This is a genomic window from Nocardia sp. NPDC055321 (assembly GCF_053645575.1).
Genome location: NZ_JBSHMS010000055.1, coordinates 1 through 20,556, shown reverse-complemented (window position 1 = coordinate 20,556; position 20,556 = coordinate 1). Strand labels below are relative to the sequence as shown.

General features: G+C 68.6%; 15 protein-coding genes, 2 tRNA genes and 2 pseudogenes. 9 read left to right on the top strand and 10 right to left on the bottom strand.

From position 1 onward, the window contains the following. Positions 1-149 precede the first annotated feature (149 nt). From ACWIGI_RS41050 to ACWIGI_RS41035, 4 genes are all read right to left on the bottom strand, one after another. Entirely contained in the window at positions 150-1,430 is a 1,281-nt protein-coding gene (locus ACWIGI_RS41050) for a glycosyltransferase family 87 protein (RefSeq protein WP_454209099.1), read from the bottom strand. 60 nt (positions 1,431-1,490) lie between these two features. Continuing rightward, positions 1,491-2,831, bottom strand: a complete 1,341-nt coding sequence (locus ACWIGI_RS41045) for a phosphatase PAP2 family protein (protein WP_454209098.1) — start codon at positions 2,829-2,831, stop codon at positions 1,491-1,493. A gap of 158 nt (positions 2,832-2,989) precedes the next feature. Next, positions 2,990-3,784 carry a DUF1542 domain-containing protein gene (locus ACWIGI_RS41040; RefSeq protein ID WP_454209100.1) on the bottom strand — a complete coding sequence of 265 codons (795 nt, stop codon included), beginning with the start codon at positions 3,782-3,784 and terminating at the stop codon, positions 2,990-2,992. 96 nt (positions 3,785-3,880) lie between these two features. Next, on the bottom strand, positions 3,881-4,879 hold the full coding sequence (locus tag ACWIGI_RS41035) for a diguanylate cyclase domain-containing protein (RefSeq protein WP_454209097.1): 999 nt from the start codon (positions 4,877-4,879) through the stop codon (positions 3,881-3,883). A gap of 400 nt (positions 4,880-5,279) precedes the next feature. Here ACWIGI_RS41035 and ACWIGI_RS41030 point away from each other — a divergent pair. Then, positions 5,280-5,350 (top strand) — tRNA-Gly (locus ACWIGI_RS41030). A 48-nt stretch (positions 5,351-5,398) separates the two neighbouring features. Then, positions 5,399-5,475: transfer RNA gene (locus ACWIGI_RS41025), tRNA-Pro, on the top strand. Positions 5,476-5,665: 190 nt separating this feature from the next. On the opposite strand, the gene ACWIGI_RS41020 is transcribed toward ACWIGI_RS41025, so the two are convergent. The 3 genes and pseudogenes from ACWIGI_RS41020 to ACWIGI_RS41010 form a co-directional block, all read right to left on the bottom strand. Further along, positions 5,666-6,346: a response regulator gene (locus tag ACWIGI_RS41020; protein ID WP_454209096.1), complete on the bottom strand. Its 681-nt coding sequence runs from the start codon at positions 6,344-6,346 to the stop codon at positions 5,666-5,668. Between the two features lie 72 nt (positions 6,347-6,418). Continuing rightward, positions 6,419-6,559: pseudogene (locus tag ACWIGI_RS41015) on the bottom strand (glycine radical domain-containing protein); the annotation flags it as partial. After that, positions 6,551-7,900, bottom strand: a pseudogene (locus ACWIGI_RS41010) (pyruvate formate lyase family protein); the annotation flags it as partial. The pseudogenes ACWIGI_RS41015 and ACWIGI_RS41010, both read right to left, overlap by 9 nt. Before the next feature lie 136 nt (positions 7,901-8,036). On the opposite strand from ACWIGI_RS41010, the gene ACWIGI_RS41005 reads away from it, so the two are divergent. Next, complete coding sequence (locus ACWIGI_RS41005) at positions 8,037-9,296, top strand: DNA sulfur modification protein DndB (protein WP_454209095.1); 1,260 nt, start codon at positions 8,037-8,039, stop codon at positions 9,294-9,296. Between the two features lie 252 nt (positions 9,297-9,548). Here the strand turns inward: ACWIGI_RS41005 and ACWIGI_RS41000 are convergent, their stop codons facing one another. Further along, entirely contained in the window at positions 9,549-10,352 is an 804-nt protein-coding gene (locus tag ACWIGI_RS41000; RefSeq protein ID WP_454209094.1) for a hypothetical protein, read from the bottom strand. A 212-nt stretch (positions 10,353-10,564) separates the two neighbouring features. On the opposite strand from ACWIGI_RS41000, the gene ACWIGI_RS40995 reads away from it, so the two are divergent. After that, entirely contained in the window at positions 10,565-11,044 is a 480-nt protein-coding gene (locus ACWIGI_RS40995) for an NUDIX domain-containing protein (protein ID WP_454209093.1), read from the top strand. 46 nt (positions 11,045-11,090) lie between these two features. Here ACWIGI_RS40995 and ACWIGI_RS40990 read toward each other — a convergent pair whose 3' ends face one another. Next, positions 11,091-13,676 carry a polynucleotide kinase-phosphatase gene (locus ACWIGI_RS40990; RefSeq protein WP_454209092.1) on the bottom strand — a complete coding sequence of 862 codons (2,586 nt, stop codon included), beginning with the start codon at positions 13,674-13,676 and terminating at the stop codon, positions 11,091-11,093. Next, entirely contained in the window at positions 13,676-15,148 is a 1,473-nt protein-coding gene (locus ACWIGI_RS40985) for a 3' terminal RNA ribose 2'-O-methyltransferase Hen1 (protein ID WP_454209091.1), read from the bottom strand. The genes ACWIGI_RS40990 and ACWIGI_RS40985 overlap by 1 nt, the downstream gene beginning before the upstream one ends. Positions 15,149-15,314: 166 nt before the next feature. On the opposite strand from ACWIGI_RS40985, the gene ACWIGI_RS40980 reads away from it, so the two are divergent. From ACWIGI_RS40980 to clpX, 5 genes are all read left to right on the top strand, one after another. Further along, positions 15,315-15,887 carry an FKBP-type peptidyl-prolyl cis-trans isomerase gene (locus ACWIGI_RS40980; RefSeq protein ID WP_454209090.1) on the top strand — a complete coding sequence of 191 codons (573 nt, stop codon included), beginning with the start codon at positions 15,315-15,317 and terminating at the stop codon, positions 15,885-15,887. A gap of 161 nt (positions 15,888-16,048) precedes the next feature. Beyond that, positions 16,049-17,452, top strand: a complete 1,404-nt coding sequence (tig, locus tag ACWIGI_RS40975) for a trigger factor (protein ID WP_454209089.1) — start codon at positions 16,049-16,051, stop codon at positions 17,450-17,452. Positions 17,453-17,690: 238 nt separating this feature from the next. Next, positions 17,691-18,275, top strand: coding sequence for an ATP-dependent Clp protease proteolytic subunit (locus ACWIGI_RS40970; RefSeq protein WP_454209088.1), 585 nt, complete (start codon positions 17,691-17,693; stop codon positions 18,273-18,275). 33 nt (positions 18,276-18,308) lie between these two features. Then, positions 18,309-18,977, top strand: a complete 669-nt coding sequence (locus ACWIGI_RS40965; RefSeq protein ID WP_454209087.1) for an ATP-dependent Clp protease proteolytic subunit — start codon at positions 18,309-18,311, stop codon at positions 18,975-18,977. A 281-nt stretch (positions 18,978-19,258) separates the two neighbouring features. After that, positions 19,259-20,539, top strand: coding sequence for an ATP-dependent Clp protease ATP-binding subunit ClpX (clpX, locus tag ACWIGI_RS40960; RefSeq protein WP_354986514.1), 1,281 nt, complete (start codon positions 19,259-19,261; stop codon positions 20,537-20,539). Positions 20,540-20,556 lie beyond the last annotated feature (17 nt).

The following is a 20,556-nucleotide window of genomic DNA, read 5'->3' as shown; positions in this document are numbered from 1 at the left end:
TTGTTTAAAAGAGACCGGCCAACCACCGCGACCGGGCCGCGCGCTGGGGCGCGCACCTGGCCGCGGCGGTTCGAGCGGTACTGGGCGAGATCGCGGGCGGCACCGACGAGCTGGGCGTCCAGCTCGGCTTCCGCCCGCTGTGACCGGGTCTACCCCGGGCTGGTGACGGGCGCGGCGACGGCCGCCGCCCGCCGCGCCAGCAGCAGATACAGCCCCGCCCCGAGCAGCGCCGTCCCGGCGATGAAGTAGCCGTCACCCGGAATGTGCTGCCACCACGCCCATCTCAGCTCGCGATCGTTCCCGTTCGGCACCAGTCCGGGCCCGATCAGGAACAGCGCCGCGAACGCCGCGATCATGCCGAACGAGGCCCGCCCGGATTTCGTGCTCGCCCACGCCGCGGCCGCCACCAGCGCCGGGCCCACCCAGACCCAGTGGTGCGTCCACGACACCGGCGAGATCAGCAGCAGCACCGCCGCGTTCACGAACAGCGCGACCACCGAGTACACCGTCACCGAGGCGCCCGCCGCCAGCCGTTCCAGGCCGAACAGGTGATGGATCAGCGCCGCCCCCAGACAGGTCACCACCACCGCCAGCCCCAGCCACAGCACGGTGGACATCGTGTGCGGCAGCCCGAGCCGGAAGATCGTGCCCTTGATCGACTGATTGCCGACGTAGTGCGGCGAGCCGATCCGATTGGTGTCCTTGACGGCGTGGAACCAGTACGCGCGGGATTCCCTGGGGAACAGCACGAATCCCGCGCCGACCACGGCCGCCGCGGTGAGCGCCGCGCGCCCCGCCGCCTTGAAGTCGCCGCGGATCAGGAAGTACAGCACGAAGGCCGCCGGGGTCAGCTTGGTCACCGCCGCGATGCCGATCAGCACCCCGCGCGGCCAGCGCGGCTTGACGCTGAGGCAGTCCAGCGCGACCGCCGCCATGAGGATCAGATTGATCTGCCCGAACCACAGCGTGGTGCGGACCGGTTCCACCGCCAGCAGCGCGACCACCGCGACCGTGCTCACCGTGGCCTTGGCGCGGGCGTCGAGATCGGGCCGGATGCGCGAGAGCACCAGCCAGATCGTCACCCCGAGACTGCCCAGGGAACTGGCCGTCACCGCGAACTCGGCGAGCCACAGCGGCATGAGCGCGAGCGGGATCATCAGGACGGCGGCGGACGGCGGATAGGTGAACGGCAGATTGGTGTGCCCGGCCACCGGCAGGATCGGGCCGTACAGTTCGCTGTGGTGCAGCCAGGCCCGGGTGGCGACCTGATAGACCTGCAGGTCGAGGAATCCGTGCAGCCCCGAGACCAGGGCGACGATCGCTATCGAGAGCGCGATGCCGAGTGCGATCGGAACGCGCGGGATGTATCTGTGTTCAACGGACTTCGGTGTGCGCGGCAAGCTTCCCCGCCCCGTGCGCATCGTGATCATTCGGCCGACACTAACCTTTCGGCTTTCGCATAAGTTGTCCGGATTGCATTGTGTGAGTGGCTAATTGATGGCTAGCAGTTGGCCGGTACGGCCACCCCATCGGCCCGCCCTGCTCCCCGGCGCGGCGAACCAGGTCGCGTGGAAGGTGAACACCACCGCCGCCAGCGCGCCCAGCACGGCCGCGCCCGCGAGCACCGGATGATCGGCCATCGTGGTGGCCAGGAATCGGTACGAGAGCAATAGCCCGGCGAATACGACGGTTCCGAGCGCGACCGCCCGGATCCGATACCGGTTCCAGCCGCGGCCGGGTTCGCGCAGCGCCGATTCCACCGTCAGGCACAGCACCGCGCCCGCCACCAGATCGACGCCGTAGTGGTAGCCGAACCCGAGTGTCGCGAGCAGGGTTCCGATCAGCCAGATCGACCCCGCCCAGCGGAGCCAGCGCGGTCCGCCCCGTGAGTGCACGAACAGCGCCAGCGCCCAGGCGGTGTGCATGGACGGCATGCAGTTGCGGGCGGTCTCGGTGTCGAAGGGCAGCGCCGACGGGGTGAAGTTCAGGGTGGGCAGGACGTTCGGCCAGTCGCCGAGCTGGAGCCCGTTGCCCTCGGGGCCGTACGCGAACACCGGGCCGACCACCGGGAACAGCACGTAGGTCAGCGGGCCGATCATGCCGAGCACCAGGAAGGTGCGCAGCAGTGTGTGCCGGGGCCAGGGCCCGGTCGTCACCCCGCGCAGCTGCCACACCGCGACGACCATCGCCGCCAGCGGCAACTGGATGTAGATCACGTGCAGCACCGCGCGCGGGATCACGCCGCCGGCCTCGAGCAGGTCGCCGACCACCCAGGCCGGTTCGCCCAGCGCGCGATCGGCGAGCAGCAGATACGGGTCGAGCACGTTCGGCCCGGCGGCGATGCTGATCATGAGCCAGGTGTCGGCGAGTTTGGACGCCATGATCAGCAGCACCCCGAAGGCGATGGCGCGCATGGCCGCTCGCCGCGGGGGGCCGTGGGGCAGGCGATACGCGATCACCGTCAGGGCGGCCAGTGCGAGGGTGGGCCCGGTGCCGATCGAGACGTGCCAGCCGCACAGCAGTTGCAGTCCGAGGGTCGCGACGTCGAGCGCGGCGGCCGCGCCGAGGGTGATGACGCGCAGCCGGGCCGGCACGCCGACGCACGCGAGCCCGAGCCCGGCCCAGGACACGAACGCCGACTGCGGATTACCCAGGAAATCGGCGAGCAGGCTCAGCAGCGGCCCGAGATGACCGTGCGTCGAGGCCCAGTATTGCGATCCCGCCAGGAGCGCCGCCGCCACACCCAGCGCGGCGATCGGGATCACCCGCGGATCCGTTTTCTCGCCGGACGGCGCCTCGCCGGCCGTGTTCACCTGAGGGTCGACCAGCACCGTCAATCCCTAACACAGGGCAAACGGAGGCACAAATTCCGGTTAGCGCCGGGAGAACTCGGACACACCGCCCAGCGTGTCCCGAGGGAAAACGCCGAGGTGACGGTGGCGGAGCGCGTCATCCCGGTGTGGCGGGCGGGGGAGTCGGCAGGGCCGGGTCAGAAGCCGCCGTCGAACCCGTCGAACCCGCCGATATCGCCGTAGTCGCCGAAGTCGGTGCCGCCGATGTCGGAGCCGGGGTCGATGCCCTGATCGCCGTAGCCGGTGTCGTATCCCGCGTCGGCCGCGGCGTAGCCGCCGTCCCCGGCGCCCGCGTCGAGGCCGTCCTGATAGCCGTCGCCGTAGCCGGATTCGAAGGCCGCCGAGTCGTACCCGACCCCGGACATCCCCGCGAAGAGCGAGCTGAACAGCAGCGCCGACCCGACGCCCCAGGCGCCCGCGACCAGGGCCGTGCGCCACCAGGGTTCGGAGTACCAGCCCGCGGGGACCGGCCGGCCCGCCACGCGCCCGCCGGGGTAGTAGTTGGGCGTCCGGGCCGAGGGGGAGGGCGAGGCGGCGATCTCGCGGCCGTCGTAGTCGATGACCCGCTCCTCGCTGACCCGGCCCGCGGCGCGCTGCCCGTCGAGTTCGGGAACGGCGGGTCCGGGGTCCATGCCCATGGTGGTCCGCGCGGCACGCACGTAGTAGAGCCCTTCGAGGGCGGTCTCCTTCGCGAGGCGGGCCTGGGCGGGGGTCGCGGCCTGCTCGATCTGCGAGCCCGCCGCGGTGAAGCGTTCGGCGGCATCGGCCAGGGCCTGGCTGGAGGGGGCGTCGGAGCCGGTGAGTTGATACACCTGCCCGCCGAGGCGTTCGATGACCCGCCGGGCGTCGGCCTTGGCGTCGGCGAGCCGGGTGTCGGCGCGGGATCGTTGCCCGCGACTCACCACCAGTACCGCCAGCAGCACGCCGACCATGACGAGAAGTAGTACTACGACCGTGGCCACGTTGATCAGCTTACGCGGCAGCGATAACTGACAGATTGCTCGAGCCGGTTGCCGATCGACGGGGAGTCAGCCCGCCACTGCCGCGAAACGTGCCCCCGGGTTCTCTGAATCGACCTCCTCGTCGAGGTCGGACATGGCGAACTGGCGTTTGCCCGCGGTCTTGGCCGTGTACATCGCCCTGTCCGCGCTGCGCAGCAGATCCGCGAAGTCGCACTCGCGTCCGGGCGGGCAGAACGCCGACCCGACACTGGCCGAGGCGGGAACCGGGCCCGCCGCGGTGAGCACCGGCTCGCACAGCGCCGCGAGCACGCGCACGGCCAGTTCGGGCAGTATGTTGCGGCGCGCGGGCAGCGCGACCACGAACTCGTCCCCGCCGTAGCGGGCGATGACCGTTTCCGGTGGGCAGGCCGCGCGCAGCCGCTGGGCGATGGCGACGAGCACCTCGTCGCCCACCGAATGCCCGTAGCCGTCGTTGATCTGCTTGAAATCGTCCAGATCGATGAGCAGCAGCCCGACCCCGCGCGAGGGGTCGGTGGCCATCATGCGCACCCGTTCCTTGAGCAGGGAGCGATTGGCGAGATCGGTGAGCGCGTCGTGGGTGGCGTCGTGACGCAGCCGGCTCTGCAGCGCGGCGATCTCCTGCACCCGCACCGAGACCGCTTCGGACAGGCTCCGTTCCTGCTGGGCGAGCGCGCGCTGCTGCAGCGCCTCGGCGTAGCTGTCGATGGCCTGGCTGGCTATGAACGGCCAGCGGGTGGCGATCAGCGATCCCGGCTCCCCGGGCGCGAGCCCGAGTAGGGCGCGGCTGGCGGGCGCGAGCATGCGGGTCCGGTCGAACGGGGACTCGGCGAGGCGATGCCCGATGGCGCGGGCGGCGGGCACCGGAAACGGTTCGGACCCGGCCAGTTCCAGTAGGTCATCGATGACGCGGCCGAAGATGCGGTGCATGTCCTCGGGTGGCAGTTCGGGCCCGGCGCCCGCGCCGTTCGGGTGGACCGCCCGCACCCATTCGCGGATGGTGGCCGTGACAACGATCGTGGTTCGAGTGTCGATTCGGATGGGCATGCGCGCTCACCCTGCGTCGTGCATACGGTCGGAGCCAGCGGTCGAGCCGGTGACGCCTCTCAGATCGAACTGACTACCTTGCGGTCGGCATGTTCGGTGCATGCTCACCGCCCCCTTTCCAGATACACCCCCGCGTCCGGACAAAAAGGATCCTAGCAAGCCACCCGGCATCGAAATACCCTGTTTCAGAACGGGTTCCCGTTGCCTCGCGAATGGCGATCGGATGCGATATCGCTCGCGGGCCCCCCGTGTTACACACTTTTTCGGCGCGCTGGCGCGACTCGCCGGAGCCCCCGCGTGAGCGGCGGCGACCTGGGTCGACGCGGCCCGATTGGCATATGCGGAGTGAGGTTCGGTACAGTGCTCTCGCAAGCCGCACCGGGTTCCGGTGGGTGCGCACGCGGGTGTAGTTCAATGGTAGAACTTCAGCCTTCCAAGCTGATAGCGCGGGTTCGATTCCCGTCACCCGCTCTTCTCCCGTCCAGCGGGGATGTCCCGCCGACTCGGCCGGACGGGTTACGGGGTGTAGCGCAGCTTGGTAGCGCATCCGCTTTGGGAGCGGAGGGTCGCAGGTTCAAATCCTGTCACCCCGACCATCTTTCACTCATTCCGGGAACAGGTGTCAGAGGGTTTTCGCGGCCCGCTCGGATGGCCGCCCGAACTGCCCTATTTAGGGTGTTTTTCGAGGCTGCGGTGTGCTCGAGATCACGGCCGCTGCAAGGGATCTCGACAGCTCGTTCGGCATGTCGCGCACGGCGCGTCGGGATCGGCCCGCCGCAACGGGTATCAGGAGTCGTGCGCCCAGCCGTCGCCGCGCTCGTGGCGCAGGTGCTCGGCCAGGATCGCGGCCTGGGACCGGCGGGCCAGGCCCAGCTTGCTCAGCAGGGCCGAGACGTAGTTGCGAATCGTCTTCTCGGACAGGAACACCTGGGCGGCGATCTGCTTGTTGCTCAGGCCCCGGCCGATCAGGGCCAGGATCTGGCGTTCGCGATCGGTGAGTTCGGCGGTCGCGAGCGGGCCGGGAGCCGCGGGGCCGGCGGGCGGGCGCGCGGTGAGTTCCGCCGCGACACGCGGGTCTATGAGGGTTTCGCCCGCCGCGACCCGGCGAATCGCGTCGACCAGTTGGGGTCCGCGAAGCTGTTTGAGGACATAGCCTTTGGCCCCGGCCAGCACCGCGCCCAGCAGGGCCTCGTCATCGGAGAACGAGGTCAGCATGAGCACGTTCAGGTCCGGCAGCTCCGCGAGCAGGTCGCGGCAGACGGTGATGCCGTCCCCGTCCTCCAGCCGGACGTCCAGGACCGCCACGTCGGGCCGGACGGCGGGAATGCGGCGCAGGGCCTCGGCGGCGCCGCCCGCCTCCCCGGCGACCTCGATATCGCCCTCGGCCTCGAGCAGATCCTGCAGCCCGCGCCGCACGATCTCGTGATCGTCGAGCAGGAAGACCCGGATCTTTCCTGAGCTGTCCACCCGGTCATCCTCGCAGTTCACAGGGCTCGAGCCGGGGATCGGGCGCGGCGATCCGCGTCGGCCACCCGCCGATCACAGACTCATGTGGAAGGTGCGGTTGATGACGTCGAGCTGCTGTTCGCGGGTGAGGCGCACGAAGTTCACCGCGTAGCCCGAGACGCGAATCGTCAACCGCGGGTATTTCTCCGGATGCTCCATGGCGTCGGTGATGGTGAGCACCGACTGGGTGTGCTCGGCGCCGCGGTAGGCCGGGTACCGGCGAAGCTTGGTCATGAACCGCTGTACGAGTTCGGCGGCCATCGCGTCGACCCGGTCGTCGTTGTTGCCGTAGGCGGGGAAGTCCCCCTCGATCCGGTAGTCCACCGCGAGACCGGTGTCATCGCGCAGCACATGGACTTTCGCGAACCGGATGGCCGAGAGCGCGTCCGCGGTCACCGCCAGTCCGGCGATCCCGCAGGCCAGGGTGCGCCGAACGGCGGTGTCGTGCAGCGCCATCTCGATGCGCTCGTAGGCGTATTTGTCGTGCATGTAGTGGATGACGTTGAGCGCGTGCACATAGGTGCCGGCGAGCCGGTCCATCATCGCGTCCAGTGCCAGGTCGACCTCGTGGTAGTCGAGCACGTCCGCGGTGATCGGCGCGAAGCCGCGCGCGACCACCTCGCCGGTGCGCTCGTCGCGCCCGCCGTTGATGGAGTACAGCAGCGTCTTGGCGAGATTGACTCGCGCGCCGAAGAATTGCGTCTGCTTGCCGACCTCGGTGGCCGAGACGCAGCAGGCGATGGCCGTGTCGTCGCCCGAGCTCGGGCGCAGCAGTTCATCGGATTCGTACTGGATCGAACTGGTGTCGATGGAGACCTGGGCGCAGAAGCGCTTGAAGCCTTCGGGAAGTCGCGGCGACCACGGCACGGTGAGGTTCGGTTCGGGCGCGGGGCCCAGGTTGTAGAGGGTCTGCAGCAGGCGGAAGCTGGTGCGCGTCACCAGCGGTCGCCCGTCCGTCCCGAGCCCGCCGATCGACTCGGTCACCCAGGTGGGGTCGCCGGCGAACAGTTCGTCGTACTCGGGGGTGCGCAGGAAGCGCACGATCCGCAGCTTGATCACGAAGTCGTCGATCAGCTCCTGGGCGTACTCCTCGGTGATGAGCCCGGCGACCAGGTCGCGTTCGAGGTAGATGTCGAGGAAGTTGGCGACGCGGCCCAGCGACATCGCCGCGCCGTTCTGCTCCTTCGCCGCGGCCAGGTACGCGAAGTACAGCCACTGGACGGCCTCGCGGCCGGTGGCGGCGGGACGCGAGATGTCGAAGCCGTACGCGGCCGCCATGTGCTTCAGCTCGTCCAGGGCGCGGATCTGTTCGCTGACTTCCTCACGCAGCCTGATGGTTTCGTCGTCGGCCCAGCGCGCGTCGAGGGCGGCGTGATCGGCGCGCTTGGCGGCGATGAGCCGGTCCACGCCGTACAGCGCGACCCGGCGGTAGTCGCCGATGACGCGCCCGCGCCCGTACGCGTCCGGCAGGCCGGTGATGATCCCCGCGCCGCGGGCGGCCCGGATATCGGCCGTGATTCAGCCAGTTCGTGACTGAAACCGGCAAAAATCTCATTCGCAGTTCGAGAAAACCTATCCGCGGATGAAGTTTTGCGTGTACTCTTGCCGTATCGGACGCAAGAAGGCATCCGCGGATAGATAGGGAACACTGATGACCATGGCTATGCCTACGGCGGCGGTGGAAGGCATCACGCTGCCCGTAATGCCCTTCCGGCCCACTGGGGTGGTGGGTACGCTGAGCCTGCCAGCTCTCTTGAGGTTGGTTCATTCGCCGAAGCGCGAAGAAGATCCCCGGGCGATCAAGTACCAGGACGGCTCGACTCGTCGTCACGCGGAGATTCGTGCGTTGGTACAACGGACGATCAAGGCCACGCAGAAAGGCAAGAACGTTCCGGAGTATGCGCAGTACATCGCTTCGGCGATCAACGGAGAGTTCGGTGAGGGATGGTCGACCCCCCCGGTTACGCTGTGGATTCCGTCGGATTCTGAAGACGACGACGGCGAAGTGGTGCTTGTTGCTCCGGATGAGCTGGTACCCAATACGGGAATCCGTAACATCACCATTCCGAGCGGGACGCCGGTCATCGCCATCGACGGGGAAACCCAGGTTACTGCGCTTCACGAGCTTAACGACGCGCCTGAGGCCTTCGGGTTGACCCCGAGGAAGCTCCGCGAAGTGCGGGTTCCGTTTGAGCTCTACTGGAACCTGTCGGTCGAGGATGCGCGACAGGTGTTCTACGACCGCAATGTGAAGGGCGTTCCGGTCGCCAAGAACTTGGCGATGAGTATGGATCAGCGGGATTTCGCTACTCAGCTGGCACACCGTATTGCCGACAAGGTGATCGTCGATCACAACGGGAAGCGGGTCAAGTTCTCGAGTCTGGTCCAGTCGCGCAAGCGGCAGCTCGGGAAGACTGATCCCGAAGTCATCACCTTGTCTGGTCTGCGGGCACTGGTCGTGACGGCTCTGCTTGGGCGGATCGGAATTCAGAAGTCGTCGGCCAGTGTCGACGAGAGTGATCTGCCCGCGGGCGTGAAGCCCGACGACGCTGCTGATGCCGTCATTGACCTGTTGACGGCGGTGCTTGTGGATCTGTTTCCACACTTCGCCGACCGGTCCGCGGTTTCCACGCCTGCCGTACTTGCAGGCCTCGGCGTCGCTGGTCACCAGGCGCTTCCTTGGGCTGCCGCTGGACCGCGGCTCGACATTCCGCAGTTCCGAAACCTGCTCGTTGACATTCAGTGGAATCGCACCGCGACCTACTGGGACGGCATCGCGGGCAAGGCGACTGGCAAGGATGATGGCATCAGTTTCGCGGGTGGTGTCAAGGACTCCGGTGGTCGGGTGGCTGAGGCGATCCTCTACCCCGACACCCAGATGGGGCGCAAGATCCGCGGCAAGCGTTCCTGACCAGTCTGGATCGTCGAGCGGTCGGCCGAAGCCAGGTCTGGTGGTTTCGGCCGACCGCAATCCACACTGTACGGCGAGGGCGTCCTGGCGGCGCTTTTTGCATCGCCGGTTTGGCCAACTACTCGAAGGCACACTCAGATCTAACCGACCCGATGGTGGTCTCCAGAACGGCACGGCGGATTCGTTCGGCTGCCTGCCGTTGCCCGGCTGAGGGTGCGCCGCCCCGGTGCCCGGGGCGGCTCCTGCCCCCGGCTAGTTCGGCTGCGTGGATACGCCGGGCTGGGCTGCGGGCTGCGGTTCGGCGGCGGGGATCTGCTGCCTATCCGACCACTTGGTGGTGTCGCTCGGCGCGTTCATGGTGCTGAGCAGGTCGATGCCCGCGGCGATCAGGGTCGGGCCGCCGACGGCGATGCTGCCGATGATCCCGCCGACGGCCGCGCCCGTGGTGAGGCCGGGAATGCAGCCCGCGACCAGGGTGGCGATGCAGCCGATGGTGGCGCCGATCGCGGTGCCGACGAAGGTGCCGATGGTGGTGGCGAGGCCGAACTGGGTCATGAAGGCGTTCAGCGCGCGATCGTTCTCCAGTTGCGAGGCAACCGGTTTCACCGCCAGCGGGGCGGACAGATCCAGCCCGGCGGGCTTGTCGGGGGTGAGGGACAGCACCGTGTTGTTCCGCTCGAGCAGCGGTGTGACCGGAATCGTGAGGGCGCCGACGCGGAAGCTCAGCGGCAGGGTCAGCAGAACGCCGCCCCGCGGATCCTTCACGTCCAGGACGTCGACCGCGTCGGCGGCCGCGACGGTCGAGCCGTCGGCCGCGATCAGGACGCCGTCGCGCTCGGTCAGCCGGGTGGTGACACCGGCGGCCAGGTCGGCGCCGCGCGCCTTGGAGAGTTCGAACGTGCCGCTCTCGAGCGTGGTCACGACCGACTTGTCCACGAGCTTCGCCGAGTAGGCGATGTTCTCCGGGGCAGCCGGCTCGGCGTACGCCGCACCGGTGGTAGCGGTCAGTGCACCGATCGTCAGGGCGGCGGCCGCGGTGACGCTGCGGAATTCCATGCGGTATCCAATCCGTCATCAGGTAAGGGCCGAACAAATCCGGAAGCCTAATGGGAAAGACCAGTGCACGAGGGAGTTTCGGCGGAGTAATGACCGGAGAAAACAAGATCGCGTGAATTGCGTATTTTGACCGAGAAATTCTATTTGCTGGCATATTGCCCGCTGATGGCCCCGGCTGGACCCGGCCCCGCCTCGGGCGGCAGACTGCCGGAATGAGTCTCAGGTACAGCGCGGGGATCCTGCTCTTCCGCCGCGCACCCACGCTGGAAGTGCTGATCGGGCACATGGGCGGGCCGCTGTGGGCGCGCAAGGACGCCTCGGCCTGGTCGATTCCCAAGGGCGAGTACGACCCCGCCGAGGAGGGCGCCCAGCTCGCGGCGCGGCGCGAGTTCACCGAGGAGCTCGGCCTGCCCGTGCCCGACGGGGAGTGGCTGCCGCTCGGCGAGGTCGAGTACGGGAGCGGGCGCGGGCGCAAACAGGTGGCGATCTGGGCGGTGGAGGCGGATCTCGATCCGGCGCAGGTGGTTCCGGGCACGTTCGAGATGGAGTGGCCGCCGCGCTCGGGGCGGATCCAGGAGTTCCCCGAGATCGACCGGGCCGAGTGGTTCACCCCCGAGGTAGCCCTGGACAAGCTCGGCAAGGGGCAGCGGCCGTTCCTGGAACGGCTGACCACCCTGGTCGCCGCGTCCTGACGCGCGCGCCGGCGTTGTGGGCCGGAACAATCCGGCCCACAACGCTTTACAGCCGCGGGTCGATGGGCGCGGTCTCGAGGGCGAGCACCGCGAACACCGCCTCGTGCACCCGCCACAGCGGTTCGCCCGCGACGAAGCGGTCGAGCGACTCGAGGCCGAGCGCGTACTCGCGCAGGGCGAGCGAGCGCTTGCCGCCCAAACCGCGCTGCCGCAGCCGGGACAGGTTCTCCGGCCGCAGGTACTCCGGGCCGTAGATGATCCGCAGGTATTCGGGCCCACGGCATTTCACGCCCGGCTGCACCGGCCTGCCGCTGCGGGTGCCGCTGTCCGCGACCAGCGACCCGGCCGGCTTGACGACCATGCCCTCGCCGCCCGCCGCCGTCATCTCGGTCCACCACGCGGTGGCGCTCGCTTCGCCCTCGGGGCCGTCCAGATCCACCAGCATCCGCCGGGTGGCGGTGAAGAGGCCGGGATCGGCCTCGATCAGCCGGTCGATGTGCGCCAGGTGCCAATCATGCTCGCGCACAGCGTAATTCGTGCCCTGTGCGGCCAGGATCTGGAACGGCGCCAGCCGCACGCCGTCGAGCCCGTCGGTCGGCCAGCAGTACCGGCCGTACGCGGCGGTGAAGGCGTGCGCGTCCGACTCCCGTGCCCGGGTGCGCTCGCCGAGTTCGGCGACATCCAGCCCGCGCGCGCCCACCGCCTCCAGCACCCGTGCGGCCGCGCCGAGCGAGGCGCGTGCGGCCGCGCCGACCGCCGCGTACTGGTTGCGCAGCAGACCCATGGCCTTGGCCGACCAGGGCAGCAGCTCGGAGTCCAGCACCACCCAGTCCGAGCCGAGTTCGCCGAACAGGCCGGACTTCTCGGCCGCGGCGCGCACCCCGGCCAGCAGGGTTTCGGTCCGGGCGGCGTCGTCGAAGAACGGGCGTCCGGTGCGGGTGTACACCGCGCCGGTGCTCCCGTCCTCGACGCCGAAGCGCTCGCGGGCGGCGGCGGCCGTGCGCGCGAGCACCACGATCGCGCGCGAACCCATGTGCTTCTCCTCGCACAGGACCGTGCGCACCCCTTCGGAGCGGTAGTACTCGAACGCCTCGGCCGGATACTCCAGGTAGCCGTCCCGGGTCGAGGTGGCGCAGGGGGACATGGTCGGCGGCAGGTACACCAGCCAGCGCGGGTCCACCGCGAACCGGCTCATGACCTCGAGCGCCGCGCTCGCCGCGTCCTCCTGCACGCCGACCCGGCCCAGGTGCGTGGTCTCCACCACGCGCCGGCCCAGGACGTCGTCCAGATCCAGGACGCCGGGATCGCGGTGCACCGCGCCCTCGGCGGTGGCGAAGGTCGGCAGCAGCGGCCGCGTCGGCTCGTACCAGACCTGTTCGGCGGCAACCGAAACCGTCTCGCGCTCCGGGTAGCGCAGCGCGCTCAGCCTGCCGCCGAACACGACGCCGGTGTCCAGGCACAGGGTGTTGTTGACCCACACCAGATCCGCGACGGGGGTGTGCCCGTACACCACCGTCGCCCGGCCGCGATAGTCGTTGGCCCACGGATAGCGCACCGGCAGCCCGTAATCGTCGGTCTCCCCGGTGGATTCGCCGTACATGGCGAACTCGCGCACCCGGCCCGAGGCGCGGCCCTGGAACTGCTCCTTCAGACCGGCGTGCGCGACGACCAGCCTGCCCTCGTCCAGCACGTAGTGACTGACCAGCGCGCGCATGAATTCGTGTGCGCGCTTGCGGAATTCGGGATCCTCGGCGTCCTGCGCCTCGAACTGACCCAGTGATTCCGCGAGCCCGTGCGCCACCTTGACCTTGCGGCCGTCCAGCGCGCGCACCAGCTTGAACTCGTGATTTCCGGTGACGCACAGCGCGTTCGCGCCCCGCACCATGCCCATGACCAGGCGCAGCACGCCGGGGGTGTCCGGTCCGCGGTCGACCAGGTCGCCGACGAAGACAGCGGTCCGGCCCTCCGGGTGGCGGGCGTCCACCGAGCGTCCGGCGTCGTCGCGGGTGAGCTCGTAGCCGAGCTCGCCCAGCAGCGTCTCCAGTTCGGAGCGGCAGCCGTGGATGTCGCCGATGATGTCGAAAGGCCCGGTCAGCTCGCGCCTGTCGTTCCACAGGCGTTCGAAGGTGAAGGTCGCGGTGTCGATCTGCGCCTCGCCGCGCAGCACGTGCACGCGCCGGAAACCCTCGCGCTCCAGGAACTTCAGGCTGCGCCTCAGCTCGCGCTGCTGCCGGTGCACCACGTGCTCGGGCAGGTGGGCGCGCTCGGCGCGGGCGGCGTTGCGGGCCACGCAGACCGCGTCCGGCACGTCGAGCACGATCGCGACCGGCAGCACGTCGTGCGCCCGCGCCAGTTCGATGAGGGCCTGGCGCGCCTTGGGCTGCACGTTGGTCGCGTCGATGACGGTGCGCAGCCCGCGCCGCAGGCGGACACCGGCGATGTGGTGCAGCAGGGCGAAGGCGTCGTCGGTGGCGGACTGATCGTTCTCGTCGTCGCTCACCACGCCGCGGCAGTAGTCCGAGGAGATGACGGCGGTGGCCGGAAAGTGCTTGCGGGCGAAGGTCGACTTCCCGGATCCGGTGCTGCCCACCAGGACCACGAGCGACAGCTCCGGGATGGTCAGTTCAGCCATTACGCGGCCCCTTTCTTCTCGTTGATGTCCGATGTCGTGCCGGGTGTGTTCTTGGTGAACAGGGCGAGCTGGGTGGCCGCGCCGAGCTCGGGATCCACCGGCCCGACCGGCTCGAAACGCACCGTGTAGCCGTGGTTCTCGCACACCCGGCCGGCCCACGTCGCGAATTCCGCACGGCTCCACTCGAATCGGTGGTCCGCGTGCCGGAAGGCGCCCGCCAGCAGCGTCTCGTACAGCGCGTTGTACTCCCCGTTCGGCGTGGTGACCACGACCGCGCCCGGCGCCGCGGCCCCGAACACGGCCTGTTCGAGCGCGCCGAGGCGCGGCTCGTCCACGTGCTCGATCACCTCCATCAGCACGGCCGCGTCGTACCCCCGCAGCGAGGCGTCGGTATAGGTCAGCGCCCCCTGCCGCACGCTCACCCGCCGCGCCTGGAACTCCGGCAGTCGCCGCAGTCGCCGCTCCGCGATCTTCAACGCCCGCACCGAGACGTCGACCCCGACGATCTCCCCGAACTCCGGTGCGGCCGCCAGCTCGAGCAGCAGCGCTCCCTCGCCACATCCGAGGTCCAGCACCCGCCCGGCCCCGGCCGCCCGCAGCGCCCGCAGCACGGCCGCGCGCCGCAGCACCGCCAGCGAAGGTCCGCGCTCCGCGCTCGCATCGCCGTCGACCGCCGCTCCAGCAACCGGGTCGACCGCCCCGAACTCCTCCGGATCGGCGTCGTCCAGCTCCGCCAGGCGGGCCAGGGCCGCGCGGACCAGGGACTGGCGCCGCGTCAGGTAGCGGCGGGTGATCCACTCGCGGTCGGGGTGGGACTCGAGCCAGCCCGCGCCGAAGCGCAGCAGCTTGTCGATCTCGGCGTCGTCGAGGAAATAGTGCTTGGCGCCGTCCAGGACGGGCAGCAGGACATAGAGGTGCGCCAGGGCGTCGGCCAGGCGCAGGGTGCCGGTCAACTCCAGGCGCACGTAGTGCGCATCGCCCCAGTCCGGGAAGGCCGGGTCCAGGGGCAGGGGAGTGGCCGTCACCGTCCAGCCCAGCGGAGTGAAGGCGCGTTCGGCCCACTCGGGGCCGCCCTTGCAGGGGACGGCGGGCAGCTCCACGCGCAGCGGCAGCGCGGTCTCGGCGAGTTCCGGGCGCTGCGCGCAGCGGCCGTGCATGGCCGAGCCGAAGACCTGTGCGATGGACACCGCCAGCAGCGACGACGCCGCGTACGGCCGGTCGTTCACGTACTGGGCGAGACTGAACTCCGGTGCGCCCTTGGACTTTCCGCGCACCAGCCGCACCGGGTCGATCTCCAGCAGCAGCGCGGCGGTGCAGCGTTCCGCGGTCGCCTCGGGGTAGAGCACGTGCGCCACCCCGTAGGACTGCTCGAAAGCCTGTACGCGCGCGGGGTTCTTGTGCAGCAGAAAGCCCAGTTCGTCTGCCGCCCAGGCGGCGCCGTCAGGTCGCGTACAGGTGATGGTCAGAAGCACTCGGTGATGCTCCCGCACCGCCGGGGAACGCGGCAATCGTATTTCGCGGCGCGGGATGCCGGTCCGCGCGCCCCCGAGTCGATACCACGCCCGCGAGCGCCAACGTGTAGGTTTCGGCCCGATGCCGCAAACCGTGCGGCGGTCCGAGACTCGGCGAGGAGCGGGAATGCGCGTGGTGGGCAAGATCGGTGCGATCGGTGTGGTCGCGGCCGCGGTACTGCTGGTGGCGGGCTGCGGTGGCGACGACGACAGCAAGGCCGATTCGCCGACGACGACCACCGCCGCGCGGTCGGCCGCGGCGACCACGACGCCCGCGAGCAAGGGCCGCGAGTGCACCGCCGACGACATCAAGGTCGACGGCGGGTACGGCGAGAACCCGAAGATCACCATCCCCGACAACTGCGACGCGCCCAAGCAGCTCATCGTCAAGGACCTGGTCGCGGGCTCGGGCGCCGGCGCGGTCGCGGGTCAGCCGCTGTCGATGAACTACTCGCTCGTGGCGTGGTCCGACGGGAAGAAGCTGGACAGTTCCTTCGACCGCGGCAAGGAATTCACCCTGAACCTCGGCGCGGGCGAGGTCATCCAGGGCTGGGATCAGGGTCTGGTCGGCGTCCAGCAGGGCGCGCGCCGACTGCTGATCGTGCCGCCGGACCTGGGCTACGGCGCGGTCGGTCGCGGCGGCATGAAGCCGAACGAGACGCTGGTCTTCGTGACCGACGCCGTCAAGGTCGGTTCCTAACTCCTCGACCGCTGTACCAGGGCGGCTGGTGACTCACCAGCCGTCGCGGTGCCGTCTGCCACGACCGGTTACACGCCCCCGGAACCGGTCAACTACCCTGGTCGGGATGCGTTCGGGGGGACCTAACGTCAAATGTTGAACTACGAACAAGGAGCATGTCCGTGAAGAGCACCGTCGAGCAGCTGAGCCCGACCCGGGTCCGGATTAACGTCGAGGTGCCCTTCGAGGAGCTGAAGCCCGACTTCGACAAGGCCTACAAGGCCCTGGCCGGCCAGATCAAGATCCCCGGCTTCCGTCCGGGCAAGGCCCCGGCCAAGCTCATCGAAGCGCGCGTCGGCCGTGGCGCCGTGCTGGAGCAGGTCGTCAACGACGTCCTCCCCAAGCGCTACAGCGATGCCGTGATCGCCACCGAGGCCAAGGTCATCGGCCAGCCGGAGATCGAGATCACCAAGATCGAGGACGGCCAGGAGCTCGCCTTCACCGCCGAGGTCGACGTCCGCCCGGAGATCACCCTCCCCGACTTCTCCGCGATCGCCGTCACCGTCGATCCGATCGAGATCAAGGACGAGGACATCGAGGAGCAGCTCACCTCGCTGCGTCAGCGCTTCGGCACCCTGACCGCCGTCGAGCGCGAGATCGCCGACGGTGACTTCGTCTCCATCGACCTGTCGGCCACCGTCGACGGCGTCGACGTCGAAGAGGCCTCCACCACCGGTCTGTCGCACGAGGTCGGTTCGGGCCAGCTCATCGAGGGCCTCGACGAGGCGCTCATCGGCCTCAAGGCCACCGAGTCCAAGGACTTCACCTCGAACCTCGTCGCCGGCGAGCACGCGGGCAAGGAAGCCGTGATCACCGTGACCGTGCAGTCGGTCAAGGAGCGCGAGCTGCCCGAGGCCGATGACGAGTTCGCCCAGCTGGCAAGCGAATTCGACACCATCGACGAGCTGAAGGAAGACCTGAAGGGCCGCGTCGAGCGCGTCAAGAAGGTCACCCAGGCCGGCGAGATCCGCGACAAGGTCCTCGAGGCCCTGCTCGAGGCCACCGAGATCCCGCTGCCCGAGAAGGTCGTCCAGGCCGAGATCGACGCCGTGCTGCACGACGCCGTCCACGGCTTCGACCACGACGAGGCCAAGCTGGCCGAGGCCCTCGAGGCCCAGGGCTCCTCGCGCGAGGAGTTCGACAAGGACACCAAGGAGTCGGCCGAGAAGTCGGTCAAGACCCAGTTGCTGCTGGACGCCGTCGCCGAGGCCGAGAACACCCAGGTCGGCCAGGACGAGCTGTACGAGCGGATCATCTTCCAGGCCCAGCGCTACGGCATGAGCCCGGATCAGTTCATCCAGCAGATCCAGCAGGCCGGTCAGCTCGGCGCGGTCTTCGCCGACGTGCGCCGCGGTAAGGCCCTGGCCGGTGTGGTGACCTCCGCGGTCGTCACCGACACCACCGGCGCGACCGTCGACACCGCCGAGATGTTCGGCAGCCCGGCCGATGAGGCCGAGGAGATCTCCGCCGAGGAGCTCGCCGAGGTCGCCGACGCCACCGAGGCCGTCGAGGTCGAGGCCAAGTAAAGACCGAGGTCAGCGCCCAGCAAGTAAATCTGGCCCAGGCCGGGTAACTTGCGGGAGCGAGGGCCACGTAAGTTTTGCGCTGTGAGCGAAGCAGGGCGGTACCGGGAGTTCGGTGCCGCCCTGCTTCGTTAGGGTTTGTGTCAGCGCTGGAACTTCCTAAGTGATCAGTAGGGCTTGGTGGGACCGAGCCGGTGAGAGAGGGCAGGTATCCGTGACAACTAATCGGGCAGGGGTGCAGATGGCATCCGCGACTGCTGGTCTGAACCTCAGTGATTCGGTGTACGAGCGGCTGCTGAGCTCGCGCATCATCTTCCTGGGCAGCCAGGTCGACGACGACATCGCCAACAAGCTGTGCGCTCAGATCCTGCTGCTGTCGGCCGAGGATTCGGAGCGCGATATCTCGCTCTACATCAACTCGCCGGGTGGTTCGGTCACCGCGGGTATGGCGATCTACGACACGATGCAGTTCGCGCCCTGCGACATCCGCACGGTCGGTATGGGTTTGGCCGCGTCCATGGGTCAGTTCCTGCTCGCCGCCGGCGCCAAGGGCAAGCGTTTCGCCCTGCCGCACTCGCGGATCATGATGCACCAGCCGTCGGCGGGCATCGGCGGCTCGGCCTCCGATATCGCCATCCAGGCCGAGCAGTTCGCCTACACCAAGCGCGAACTCAATCAGCTGCAGGCGCTGCACACCGGCAAGTCCGTGGAGCAGGTCACCGAGGACGCCGACCGCGACCGCTGGTTCACCCCGACGGAGGCGCTCGAGTACGGCTTCATCGACCAGGTGATCACGCACGCGCGCCAGGCCGACGGCGTCAGCTAGTCACCGACCACCCCACAGACTTTGGAGACGCATATGTCGATCGATCCGCGTTCCGCGGGAATCACTTTCGCCGCTGCCGGTTCGCTGCCGCAGTCGCGCTACATCCTGCCCCAGTTCACCGAGCAGACCACCTACGGCGTCAAGACCTCCGACCCGTACAACAAGTTGTTCGAGGAGCGCATCATCTTCCTCGGCAACCAGGTCGACGACATCTCGGCGAACGACATCATGGCGCAGCTGCTGGTGCTGGAGTCGCAGGACCCGGACCGTGACATCACCATGTACATCAACTCGCCCGGTGGCTCGTTCACCGCGCTGATGGCGATCTACGACACGATGCAGTACGTGCGCGCCGACGTCGTCACCGTGTGCCTGGGTCAGGCCGCTTCCGCCGCCGCGGTGCTGCTGGCCGCCGGCGCCCCCGGCAAGCGCGCCGCGCTGCCGAACGCCCGCGTGCTGATCCACCAGCCGTCCACCTCGGGCGGCATCCAGGGTCAGGTCTCGGACCTGGAGATCCAGGCCGCCGAGATCGAGCGCATGCGCCGGCTCATGGAGACCACCCTGGCCCGTCACACCGGTAAGGACGCGGAGACCATCCGCAAGGACACCGACCGTGACAAGATCCTGACCGCCGAAGAGGCCAAGGACTACGGCATCGTCGACACGGTGTTCCAGTACCGCAAGCTCAGCGCCCAGAAGTGAGGCGTGCCGGTGGCGAGGTCATTGCGGCCTCGTCACCAGGGCGGGGGTGAGTCCACGCACATGTCCGGTGAGAAACGTGCCCAAGTTGTCGACCTCGGTCGACCGAAGCGGGTACGGTCACACTAGGGACCTTTGCTCGTGGTTGTCGGTACAGCTTTTGTTACAACAGCCGATTCGCCGCACCCGCCACGACGGGGTGTTGGCATACGCTCTAAGAAGGCAGCTCGCCGGCGACCGGGGACAGACGGTTGCACGCGGACAAGGAAGTAGGGACCCAGGAGATGGCGCGCATCGGTGACGGCGGCGATCTGCTCAAGTGCTCGTTCTGTGGAAAGAGCCAGAAGCAGGTCAAGAAGCTCATTGCGGGACCAGGGGTGTACATCTGCGACGAGTGCATCGATCTGTGCAACGAGATCATCGAAGAGGAGCTCGCGGAAAGCAGCGAGGTCAAGCTCGATGAGCTTCCGAAGCCCGCGGAGATCCGCGACTTCCTGGAGCAGTACGTGATCGGGCAGGACTCGGCCAAGCGCACGCTGGCGGTCGCGGTCTACAACCACTACAAGCGAATTCAGGCGGGCGACAAGGGCCGCGACTCCCGAGGTGAATCGGTCGAGTTGGCCAAGTCGAACATCCTGATGCTCGGCCCGACGGGCTGTGGCAAGACCTACCTGGCGCAGACGCTGGCCAAGATGCTGAACGTGCCGTTCGCCATCGCCGACGCCACCGCGCTGACCGAGGCGGGCTACGTCGGCGAGGATGTCGAGAACATCCTGCTCAAGCTGATCCAGGCCGCCGATTACGACGTCAAGCGCGCCGAGACGGGCATCATCTACATCGACGAGGTCGACAAGATCGCCCGCAAGTCGGAGAACCCGTCCATCACCCGTGACGTGTCGGGCGAGGGCGTGCAGCAGGCGCTGCTCAAGATTCTCGAGGGCACCCAGGCCTCGGTTCCGCCGCAGGGCGGCCGCAAGCACCCGCATCAGGAATTCATCCAGATCGACACCACGAACGTGCTGTTCATCGTGGCGGGCGCCTTCGCCGGCCTCGAGCGCATCGTGCAGGACCGGGTCGGCAAGCGCGGCATCGGATTCGGCGCCGAGGTGCGCTCGAAGGCCGAGATCGACACCGCCGATCACTTCGCCGATGTCATGCCCGAGGATCTCATCAAGTTCGGTCTGATCCCCGAGTTCATCGGCCGTCTCCCGGTCGTCGCCTCGGTCACGAACCTGGACAAGGAGTCCCTGGTTCGCATTCTGGCCGAGCCCAAGAACGCCCTCGTCAAGCAGTATGTACGCCTGTTCGAAATGGACGGCGTCGACCTGGAATTCACCCAGGACGCGCTCGAAGCCGTTGCGGACCAGGCCATCCTGCGCGGCACCGGCGCCCGCGGCCTCCGCGCGATCATGGAGGAGGTCCTCCTCCCGGTGATGTACGACATCCCCAGCCGCGACGATGTCGCCAAGGTCGTCGTGAACGCCGACACCGTGAACGACAACGTGCTGCCGACGATCGTGCCGCGCAAGCGCCAGTCCCCGGAACGCCGCGAGAAGTCGGCGTAAGGTTCTCCCACCACGGC

What these genes read in the sequence shown, in the direction of transcription:
- ACWIGI_RS41050 (WP_454209099.1), bottom strand. Translation starts at nt 1,430, where the DNA reads ATGATCACGATGCGCACGGGGCGGGGAAGCTTGCCGCGCACACCGAAG.
- ACWIGI_RS41040 (WP_454209100.1), bottom strand. Translation starts at nt 3,784, where the DNA reads ATGGTCGGCGTGCTGCTGGCGGTACTGGTGGTGAGTCGCGGGCAACGA.
- ACWIGI_RS41035 (WP_454209097.1), bottom strand. Translation starts at nt 4,879, where the DNA reads ATGCCCATCCGAATCGACACTCGAACCACGATCGTTGTCACGGCCACC.
- ACWIGI_RS41005 (WP_454209095.1), top strand. Translation starts at nt 8,037, where the DNA reads ATGACCATGGCTATGCCTACGGCGGCGGTGGAAGGCATCACGCTGCCC.
- ACWIGI_RS41000 (WP_454209094.1), bottom strand. Translation starts at nt 10,352, where the DNA reads ATGGAATTCCGCAGCGTCACCGCGGCCGCCGCCCTGACGATCGGTGCA.
- ACWIGI_RS40995 (WP_454209093.1), top strand. Translation starts at nt 10,565, where the DNA reads ATGAGTCTCAGGTACAGCGCGGGGATCCTGCTCTTCCGCCGCGCACCC.
- ACWIGI_RS40990 (WP_454209092.1), bottom strand. Translation starts at nt 13,676, where the DNA reads ATGGCTGAACTGACCATCCCGGAGCTGTCGCTCGTGGTCCTGGTGGGC.
- ACWIGI_RS40980 (WP_454209090.1), top strand. Translation starts at nt 15,315, where the DNA reads ATGCGCGTGGTGGGCAAGATCGGTGCGATCGGTGTGGTCGCGGCCGCG.
- ACWIGI_RS40970 (WP_454209088.1), top strand. Translation starts at nt 17,691, where the DNA reads ATGGCATCCGCGACTGCTGGTCTGAACCTCAGTGATTCGGTGTACGAG.
- ACWIGI_RS40965 (WP_454209087.1), top strand. Translation starts at nt 18,309, where the DNA reads ATGTCGATCGATCCGCGTTCCGCGGGAATCACTTTCGCCGCTGCCGGT.
- clpX (WP_354986514.1), top strand. Translation starts at nt 19,259, where the DNA reads ATGGCGCGCATCGGTGACGGCGGCGATCTGCTCAAGTGCTCGTTCTGT.